The organism is Nocardioides sp. P5_E3, assembly GCF_054049275.1.
The window spans coordinates 1-8,811 of the sequence record NZ_JBFUMR010000017.1; the positions used below are offsets into that span (position 1 = coordinate 1).

At 71.9% G+C, this 8,811-nt stretch carries 6 protein-coding genes; 2 read left to right on the forward strand and 4 right to left on the reverse strand.

Annotated features, from left to right (window positions below; genetic code table 11):
- Positions 1-346: FAD-binding oxidoreductase (locus ACXJKB_RS12305; protein ID WP_457188711.1), on the reverse strand; the 346-nt coding region annotated here is incomplete at its 3' end.
- Between the two features lie 4 nt (positions 347-350).
- Positions 351-2,228, reverse strand: coding sequence for a BTAD domain-containing putative transcriptional regulator (locus ACXJKB_RS12310; RefSeq protein WP_457188713.1), 1,878 nt, complete (start codon positions 2,226-2,228; stop codon positions 351-353).
- Positions 2,229-2,388: 160 nt separating this feature from the next.
- Here ACXJKB_RS12310 and ACXJKB_RS12315 point away from each other — a divergent pair, with 160 nt between their 5' ends.
- Positions 2,389-2,868, forward strand: a complete 480-nt coding sequence (locus ACXJKB_RS12315) for a hypothetical protein (RefSeq protein WP_457188715.1) — start codon at positions 2,389-2,391, stop codon at positions 2,866-2,868.
- 62 nt (positions 2,869-2,930) lie between these two features.
- On the opposite strand, the gene ACXJKB_RS12320 is transcribed toward ACXJKB_RS12315, so the two are convergent.
- On the reverse strand, positions 2,931-6,614 hold the full coding sequence (locus ACXJKB_RS12320; RefSeq protein ID WP_457188717.1) for a S8 family serine peptidase: 3,684 nt from the start codon (positions 6,612-6,614) through the stop codon (positions 2,931-2,933).
- A gap of 135 nt (positions 6,615-6,749) precedes the next feature.
- Between ACXJKB_RS12320 and ACXJKB_RS12325 the strand changes: the two genes are divergently transcribed.
- Positions 6,750-7,736, forward strand: a complete 987-nt coding sequence (locus ACXJKB_RS12325; protein WP_457188719.1) for a helix-turn-helix domain-containing protein — start codon at positions 6,750-6,752, stop codon at positions 7,734-7,736.
- Between the two features lie 180 nt (positions 7,737-7,916).
- On the opposite strand, the gene ACXJKB_RS12330 is transcribed toward ACXJKB_RS12325, so the two are convergent.
- Entirely contained in the window at positions 7,917-8,750 is an 834-nt protein-coding gene (locus ACXJKB_RS12330) for a DUF3883 domain-containing protein (protein WP_457188721.1), read from the reverse strand.
- Positions 8,751-8,811: the final 61 nt, after the last annotated feature.

Sequence of the window (8,811 nt, forward strand, 5' to 3'; positions counted from 1 at the left end):
CGTCGCCCCACAGCACGCCGGCCTCGGCGCGGGCCGTCCGGCTGGCGCCGTCGACGCGCAGCCCGGTCATGGCGGAGGTGCGCAGCAGCACGGCGTCGCCGAGCCGGCCCGCGAGGGGCGGTGCCCCGTGGCCGGTGCCCTGCGGCGCGACCCGGAGGCCCGCCTCTGCGGCGGCGCGGACGATGCGGGCGACCTCGTGGGGGTCGGCCGGGTAGGCGACCGCGGCCGGGTGCTCGTCGACCTGGAGGTTCCACGGCATCCGCGCCTCGTCGTAGAGGGGGTCGCCGGGCAGGTGGACAGCACCACCCGCCAGCGGGCGTAGACCCTCGGCCTGCTGCACCGTCACCACCTCACGATCTCGGCGCTTCAGCATGGTCAGCGGTACTTGAGGATGACTTGAGCCGCCGGTTCAGCCGCTCGACGAGCAGGGCGCGCTCGCCCGTCGGTACGTCGGCGTGGATCGCGTCGCGGACCAGCGGGTTCACGAAGTCCAGCGGGTGCCCGTCGCGGAGGATCTCGCTGCGGGCGAGCAGGTCGAGGGCGCTCGCGACCTCCTCCTCGGAGTGCTGCGAGAGGTCGGCGACGCTCCGCAGGTCGGCCATCGGCCCGAGCATCGCGACCGCTCGCGCGACGGTCGTGGCCGCTTTGGGCATGCGACGCAGGCGGAGGGTGACGAGCGACGTGATCGCGCGCGAGCCCACGGCCCGGACGGTGTCGACGTGCGCCGCGTCGGGCGGGACGCCCTGGTCGGCGAGCGCGCGCAGCAGCTGACGCAGGAGCAGCGGGTTGCCGGACGTCATCCGGTGGCAGGTCGCGACGAACGCGTCGGCACCGCGACCGAGCCGGTCGGTCACCAGCGCGGCGGTCCCCTGCTCGGTGAGCGGCGCAGGGCGTACGACGGCCACCGTCTCGTCGGCGACCAGCTCGGCGAGGTCGTCGGCCTGCTGCTGCTCGCCGGTGCGCATCGCCAGGACCACCAGCACGGGAAGTCCCTCGAGGCGGCGGACGAGGTAGGCGACGAACTGCAGCGACGCCTCGTCGCAGCGCTGGACGTCGTCGACGCAGAGCACGAACGGAGCCTCCTCGGCGAGCTGGGTCGTCAGCTCGCAGAGCCCGCGAAGTGCGACGAACCGGTCATCGCTCTCCACCACGCGGTCCACACCGGACCCGAACAGCTGCCGGACCACTCCCCACTCGAAGTCCTGCTCCAGCGCGCTGCTCCGCGCGGACCGAACGAACACGCCGTTGCTGACCGCCAGCCTTCGCAGCTCGTCGAGCAGACGCGTCTTGCCGATGCCGGCGGGGCCCTCGACCAGCAGGCAGCCGGACGTCCCGTCTGCCAGGTCGTCGAGCCTCGCCCTCAGGAGGGCCAGCTCGTCGTCCCGGTCCACGAGCCCGTCGGGGGTGCGGGGTCGTGGGATCAACGTCGCCGGTGCCGTGGAGGCTGCGGGCCTCGGCCCGTCGAGGTCGGGGGACTGGGCGAGGACCTCCGCCTCGAGCGCGCGCAGGGCGGGACCCGGGTCGACGCCGAGCTCCTCGGCGAGCACCGTCCGTGCCCGGCGCAGCGCCTCGAGCGCGGCTGCCTGGCGGTGGGAGCGGTAGAACGCGAGCGTCAGCAGCCGCCAGCGCTCCTCGCGGAGCGGGTCCTCCTTGACCAGCGCCTCGAGGTCGCCGATGACGAGCTGTGCCTCGCCGAGCTCGAGCCGGGTGCCGAGGAGGCGTTCGCGGGCGACCCCGCGCAGCTCGGTGAGCCGGGCGATCTCCGCCTCGGCCCACGCCTCCCCCGCGTAGTCGACGTACGCCGGTCCGCGCCACATCCGCAACGCAGTCTCGAGCGTGCACACCGCGTCCCCCGGCGCCTGCCCGGCGGCCGACTCGACGGCGGCCTCGAAGGCCCATGCGTCCACGGCGTCCGGTGCTAGGCGTAGCACGTAGCCCGGCCCGGCGCGGGCAATGACCCCGTCGCGCTGGCGGGCGGTCGCATCGGGCTCGAGCCGCCGGCGGAGGTGGCTGACGTACGCCTGCAGCGCGCCGTTCGCGTTGGCGGGCGCGTGGTCGCCCCAGACACACTCGACGAGGTGGTCCGCGGTCACGACCTGGTCGCGCTGCATCGCCAGCGCCGCCAGCACGGCGCGCTGACGTCGCCCGCCGAGGTCCACGACCGCGCCATCGCGCGTGGCCGTGAGCTCGCCGAGCAGGTGCAGGTTGAGTTCCGGCTGCCCGTCCACCCCACTTCCTCGCCTCGGCTCCGTCGAGCGTACGGCGGCCCGAGGGCTGCTGGCTGCCCTGAAATTGGGCACGTGGCCCGCCGCTCAAGTCACCCCCAAGTCGCCGTCAAGCCCTCCGGGGCACGGTCGTCTCCTCGACCAACACCACAGGAGCACACCGATGAACCGCATCACCCGACTCACCGCCCTCGCCGTCGCCGCACTCGCCGTGCCGGCCATCGCCTCCCCCGCCGTCGCCGCGCCCAAGCCGCTCGTGGACCTTCGTGGCGCCGACGTCGGCACGTACTCGCTCGACGCGGCGGGCACCGCCCACCTCGCCGGGTCCGTCATCGGCGACCCCTTCGACGGGACGTACGTCGCGACGCTGGCCGCCGACGACGGCTCGCTGCCGGCACCCGGATCGTGCGAGCCCGCCACCGGCACCCTCGACGTGACCTCCCCCAAGCGGACGCTGCGTCTCGACGCCGTCGGCGAGGTGTGCGGCGAGTACGTGGATGCCACGTACGTCGTCACCCACCGGTTCGTCGGCCACTACGTCGTCACCGACGCCACGCACCGGAAGCTGCGCGGCACCGACGGATGGATCTCGCTGATCCTGGCCACCGAGGGGCGGGCCAACGTGGAGGTGTTCGACTCCTGAGCTGACGGGTGCAGGGACGCCCGCCGGAGGTGGGGTCCCCGGCGGGCGTCCTCAGGCGGCGATCAGCGCACCCCAGCGGCGCGGACCACCTCCTGCGTGACGCGGTTGCCCGCGTCGTCCGAGGCCGTGGCGCGCAGCGAGAGGTGGGTGACCCTCGCCGGGATCCGCACCGTCGCCGACCAGGATCCGGTCCCCTCGCGAGCCAGGTCAGCTCGCTTCCAGGTGGCCCCGTCGTCGTACGACACCTCGAGCGTCGCGTCCGAGACCTTGCCGGCGCCCTCGACCGCCGGCGGGTGGAAGGCACTCAGGCCGATCTCCTGCGTACGACCGGTGAGACGGCCACCGAGGTCGGTGTCGAGGTCGTAGTCGAGCTGCAGCAGCGGCAGGTTGACCCACCAGTCGTCCGACTCACTCGTCTGCGCCCGGAAGTCCCACGCCGTCGACGTGCGCGTCGCGAGGCGCCAGCGGTCGGGGCGCGTCGTGTCCATCTCGAAGCGGTAGTCCGCCCAGCCGTCGGTCGCGGGCACCTCCCGCTGCACGGCCTGGAAGGGGCTCTCGTCGATGAGCTCGTCACCGGCGTAGAGCCGCGTCACCACCGTCGACTCGTCGGACATCCCTCCCGTCACACCGTCGGAGCCGGCGCTCGCGAACGGCACGTTCACGGCGAAGAAGTTGCCGCTCCGGCGCGGCTGCCAGTAGCCCGGGCCGGTGCGCGGGCGGGCCACCGGGTCGAACCAGCTGTGCGTGAGGACCTCGCCACGGCGGTAGGACCGCTGGTCGCCACGCAGCTCCCAGCCGCGCACGTCCTGCACGCCCTCGTACCAGGCGGAGCCCGCCTGCGTGCTGACGTAGTCGGTGCGCTCCGTGCCGAGGTGGACCGGCTCGTAGTACTCCATGCACGGCGGCCAGTTCCAGTCCGAGCAGTCGGCCCGGCTCTCGATCGCGAGCTGCCCAGCCTCGCCGACGAAGCGGTGGGTGATCGTGGCCAGGTCCTTCTTCACGGGAGCCCACGCCAGGCCGGCCGGGATCTCGCCGTCGAACGAACGGACCAGGTCGTAGACGTAGGGCGCCTGCTCGGTGCCGTCGAGCGTCAGCGTGACCTTGCCGCCGCGTCCCAGCTTGTCGATCAGGGGCTGCCCCTCGGCCTGGGTCATCGCCAGGATCGGCAGGTCGGTGCCGCCGGCGTAGTCGATGAACCTTCCGGGGCGGTCGTTGACGATCGCGACGACCCGGGCGCCGGCGCGGGCCGCGTTCTCGGCGACCTCGTACGCCGCGATGTCGTCCGAGCGCCTGACAAGCACGGCCTTGCCTCGGACATCCTTCCCAGCGAAGTCGCCCGCCGCACCGGTCCCGGCTACGGCGGCCGGCAGGCGTGCTGTGCCGTCCCAGCGACGCGCGGAGGGCATGTTGCGGGCGTCGAGCTCCTGGCCACCGGTAGTCACGGAGAGCAGCGGGGCGGTACGCCGCCAGCGCATCGCGAACTCGAAGCGACCGCCGCCGACCTTGCCGGTGGGGGCTGTGTAGACGTGGTCGATCGCCGGGGAGACCGCGTACTGGTTGACGAAGCTGGCGAACGGCCCGCCGATCCCGGAGTCGTGGACGTAGCCCGGCCGGCGTGCACCGTCGATGCTCGGTCGCGGGGTGCTGACCGAGATCTCCTTCGCCTTGCGGGCGTCGAGCGTCACCGTCTGGTCGGCCTCGCCCACCACGAGGTGGGGGTTGCCCACGAGGGCGACACCGCTGCCGTCGGCGTCGACGGGCAGCCAGCTGGTGACGTTGTAGACGCCGGGCTGCAGCCGCTGGGCCGGCGCGGTGCCGGTGGCGGGGTCGAGCTCGAGGGTGCTGACGTACTGGTCGCCGTAGCGGTAGAGCGTGACGAAGCCGCCGGTCGGCTTGCCCTTCCGGTCGAGCGCACGGATCTGGAGGTCGTAGCGCTCCTGCTCCTTGACCAGGCCGACCGCGGTCTGGGCGACCTGCTCACCTCCTGCGGAGGCGACGATGGTGCCGGAGTACGTCGTCCCCGCTGCGCCGGCGGTCGGCGTACCGGTGACCGTCACGTCGGCCGTGCCGCCCGCAGGAACCGTGACCTGGTCGTCGGACAGGGTCACCAGGCCGTCGGGTGCCGGCGAGAGGTCGTCAGCGGTGACGGCCTCGGAGAGGTCGAGCGTGACGTCGGCGTCGGTGAGGTTGGTGTAGGTGATCGTCTTGTCGACCGGGGCATCGTCGTCGGACGGCCACGCGTGGTACCCGAGCTCGACGCTCGCGGTGGCGACGACGTCGCCGAAGGTCGCGGACGGGACGTCGAGCCGGCCGCCGCCGACCTGGTACGCCGTCTGGCCGGCCAGCGGCTTGGCCGTGCTGACCAGCGCGTCGCGGATCTGTGCGCCGATCCAGTCAGGGTGCTGCTGCGCGATGATGGCGGCTGCGCCGGCGACGTGCGGGGTGGCCATCGACGTGCCCGACAGCGAGACGTAGGGACCCTCGCCGTCGGAGGCGGAGGAGCGCGCGGCGAGGACGTCGACGCCGGGGGCGACGATCTCGGGCTTGACCACGGCGTCACCGAGGCGCGGACCCATGTCCTGGAAGTACGCCCGCTCGTCCGCGCCGTCGACTGCTCCGACGGTGAGCGCGGACTGCGCCGCGCCGGGCGAGCCGATGCCGCTGACCCGGCCGTAGTTGCCGGCAGCGATGACGAAGAGCGCGCCCGTCGACTCGCTGAGCGAGTCGACGGCGAGGGCCATCGGGTCGGTGCCGTCGCTGGCCTCCGGGCTGCCCAGGCTCATCGAGACGACGTCGGCGCGGCCGGCGCCCCACTCCATCCCCTCGATGATCCAGGACTCCGCGCCGGAGCCCGCGTCGTTGAGGACCTTGCCGATCGCGAGGTCCGCGCCGGGCGCGACGCCCTTCTCCTTCCCGTCCGAGGCGGCGCCGGTGCCGGCCACCGTCGAGGCGACGTGGGTGCCGTGGCCGTTGACGTCGGTGACCGTCTCCCCGGGCACGAAGCTGCGGGTCTCGGCCACCTGCTCGGCGAGGTCGGGGTGGGTCTGGTCGACGCCGGTGTCGAGCACGGCGACGGTGACGCCGGTGCCGTCGAGGCCCTGGGCCCACGCCTCGGGGGCGCCGACCTGCGCGACGGAGTCGGCGAGCGAGGCCTCGACCTTGCCGTCGAGGTGGATCTTGGCGATGCCACCGGCGAAGCGGGCGCGGCCCTGATGGGCGATCTCGGCCCAGAAGTCGGCGGCCTGGTCCTTGCTCGCGGCGACCGCGGCGCCGCCGATGCTCGGCAGGACCACCCCTTGGGTGCTGTGGGCCGGCGCGTCGACGGCGGCGGCGCGGACGCCGGGTCCGTACTGGACGATCAGCGGGATCGACGACACCGACGCGTCGTCGTACCCCTGCTCGACCAGGCCGGTGACGTTGAAGAGGTCTGCGTCGACGCGACCGTTGGCGAGGAACGGGAGCGCGGCGTCGGGGACGACGTGGAGGTCGTCGCCGACGGTGTAGGTCTGGTAGCCGCCGGCGCTGCCGGGCGCGCGGTCGACGCTCACCGTGTCGGGGCCCGCACCGGTGTCGGTGAGGGTGACGACGTCGCCGGTGAGCAGGGTGACCGTGGTGGGCTTGGCGACGGCCGGCGCGGCGGTGGCCTTCGCGTCGGGGCCGGCTGCAGCGCTGGGCACGGTCAACGCAGCGGCGGTGACCGCGAGCGTCGCGAGCCCGGCGACGGTGCCGGGAAGTGAGGGGGCCATGTGGATGAGGTCCTTTCCGAGAAGGTGAGCAGGCATGAACCTGCCACCGATGAGTACGCTCCTCAATGGCGGGGATACGCCATGACACATCTCCGCCGCGCTCGGCCCCCACCTCGGCTTCAGAAGGAAGGCAGCATGCTCGACGTGCTCGGACTGGATGCGACGGAGGAGGGCGCCTACCGGCGTCTCGTGGCGCTGCCGTCGGCGTCCGCGGAGGACCTGGCCGAGGTGATGACGTCCCCGGTCTCCGCCTTGGCCACCGCACTCTCCGCGCTGGAGGACAAGGGACTGGTCGCCAGATCGACGAGCCAGCCCGGCCACTTCGTCGCCTCTCCCCCGTCGCTGGCGCTCGGGTCGCTGATCGTGCAGCGCGAGGAGGAGATCCGCCGCGCACAGCTCGAGCTGGGCCGGCTCACCGAGCAGTACCGCGGCTCCGTCGCCGACCGCACCGGCACCGATGTCGTCGACGTCGTACGCGGCTCCCGCGCCGTGGCCGACCGGTTCGCCCAGATGCAGCGCGGCGCGTCGTCCGAAGTCGTGGCCCTGGTGAAGACCTCGGTCGCGGTGGTGACCGCGGAGGAGAACACCGCCTCCGAGGACGTAGCCGTCGCGCGCGGGGTCGCCTACCGCGTGGTGCTCGAGCGGTCAGCCTTCGAGCAGCCGGGCTTCATGGGCCGGGTGGTCGACTCGATCTCTGCCGGAGAGAAGGTGCGAGTGATCGACTCACTCCCCCTGCGCCTGGTCATCGCCGACCGGTCCCTGGCGTTGTTGCCACTGGCGCCGACGGCCTCCGACTCCGGTGGCGGCGCGTTGCTCGTCCACGAGTCCGGGCTGCTGGACGCGCTGCTGCACCTCTTCGACCTGGTCTGGGCGTCCTCCAACGAGGTCGTGCCGTCTGCTTCTGGCGTCTCTGTGCTGGACGCCGACCGCATCGAGGACGTGGACGCGCGGATCCTCACGCTGCTGCTCGCCGGCCTCACCGACCAGGCGATCGGAGGTCAGCTCGGGATGTCGCTCCGTACGGTCCAACGGCGGGTGTCGGGGTTGATGGACCGGGCTTCTGTCGTCACGCGGTTCCAGCTCGGGCACGAGGCTGCGCGGCGGGGGTGGGTGGGGGTGTGATCAGTCTGCTGCTTCAGTTCCTTGCCCTGCTGCGGGCGCCGGGTTCGTAGGCATGGCTGGGGGCTTGCGTCCTACGCAACCGGTTCGATTTGGGGATTGAATCTACTCAAACCGAAGAGGGGTTTTGTCTGGCTCGCGGATCGCTAAGCCGGGGATCTCGAACCCGCCGCCGCAGCGGAATCAGGACCCGGCAAAAGGCAACCCGCGATATGTGTCCGGCCTGAGCCGAGCGTGCTGGGTCAGAGGGCCCGGCACCCGGTAGTAGCCCGCGTCCGGCTTGCCGTAGCGATACAACCGCCACAGCCGATACGCCGGTCCAAGTTCGATGGATGCATCGACCTCGTTACCTGATACGTAGAACGGCACTTCCTTGCCGTACCGCGTGGTCTTGACCTCAATAAAGACCGGTTCGTCGGTGAGGCTGTGGAAAGACTGGACGTCGTAACCGAGGCCATCGCCGTCGACCGCCGAGACGTGCCGCACGTCTGCCGCCAGGTCTTCCCGTCCTGCGCCCGTCAAGCGCTCCCGCTCGGCAGCAACCACCGACTCCTCGCCGGCACGGCCGAGTGCTTTGTTGGACGATTCGATCGCCGTGAAGTTGACTACGACAGGGACACGTGACGCCCGACCCGCGGGCCAGTCGACATCCGGGGGCTCGACTTCGGCACCGAGCTCGAAGGGGCCGACGTCATCATCCGCGACCGCCTTTAGCATGAAGGCTCGCAGATCGCTGTCCGCCTCGAAGCGCTCGCGAACGAGCGTCCGCAGCCGGTCTTGGACGTTGCGGAGCGGCTTGAACCCGGAGATCCATACTGCGCCCAGCTCGTCGAGGACCGCCGAGACGTTATTGAACTTGTACTCGATCGCCCCGGACGAGCGATCGACGTCTCGCTCGACCTCACGGCGGAACTCGGTCTTGGTGTAGGTCTCGCCAGCGAGCTCAAGCGCCAGCATCCTGAAGTAGACGTCGACGGTCACGCCAATCTCGTCGTCACTCCAATGTCCCTTGGCCACGCGACGATCGTCCACCATCGTCGCGAGTAGCGACGGCCAATTCTGCGAATCTGCTCATTTG

What these genes read in the sequence shown, in the direction of transcription:
- ACXJKB_RS12315 (WP_457188715.1), top strand. Translation starts at nt 2,389, where the DNA reads ATGAACCGCATCACCCGACTCACCGCCCTCGCCGTCGCCGCACTCGCC.
- ACXJKB_RS12320 (WP_457188717.1), bottom strand. Translation starts at nt 6,614, where the DNA reads ATGGCCCCCTCACTTCCCGGCACCGTCGCCGGGCTCGCGACGCTCGCG.
- ACXJKB_RS12325 (WP_457188719.1), top strand. Translation starts at nt 6,750, where the DNA reads ATGCTCGACGTGCTCGGACTGGATGCGACGGAGGAGGGCGCCTACCGG.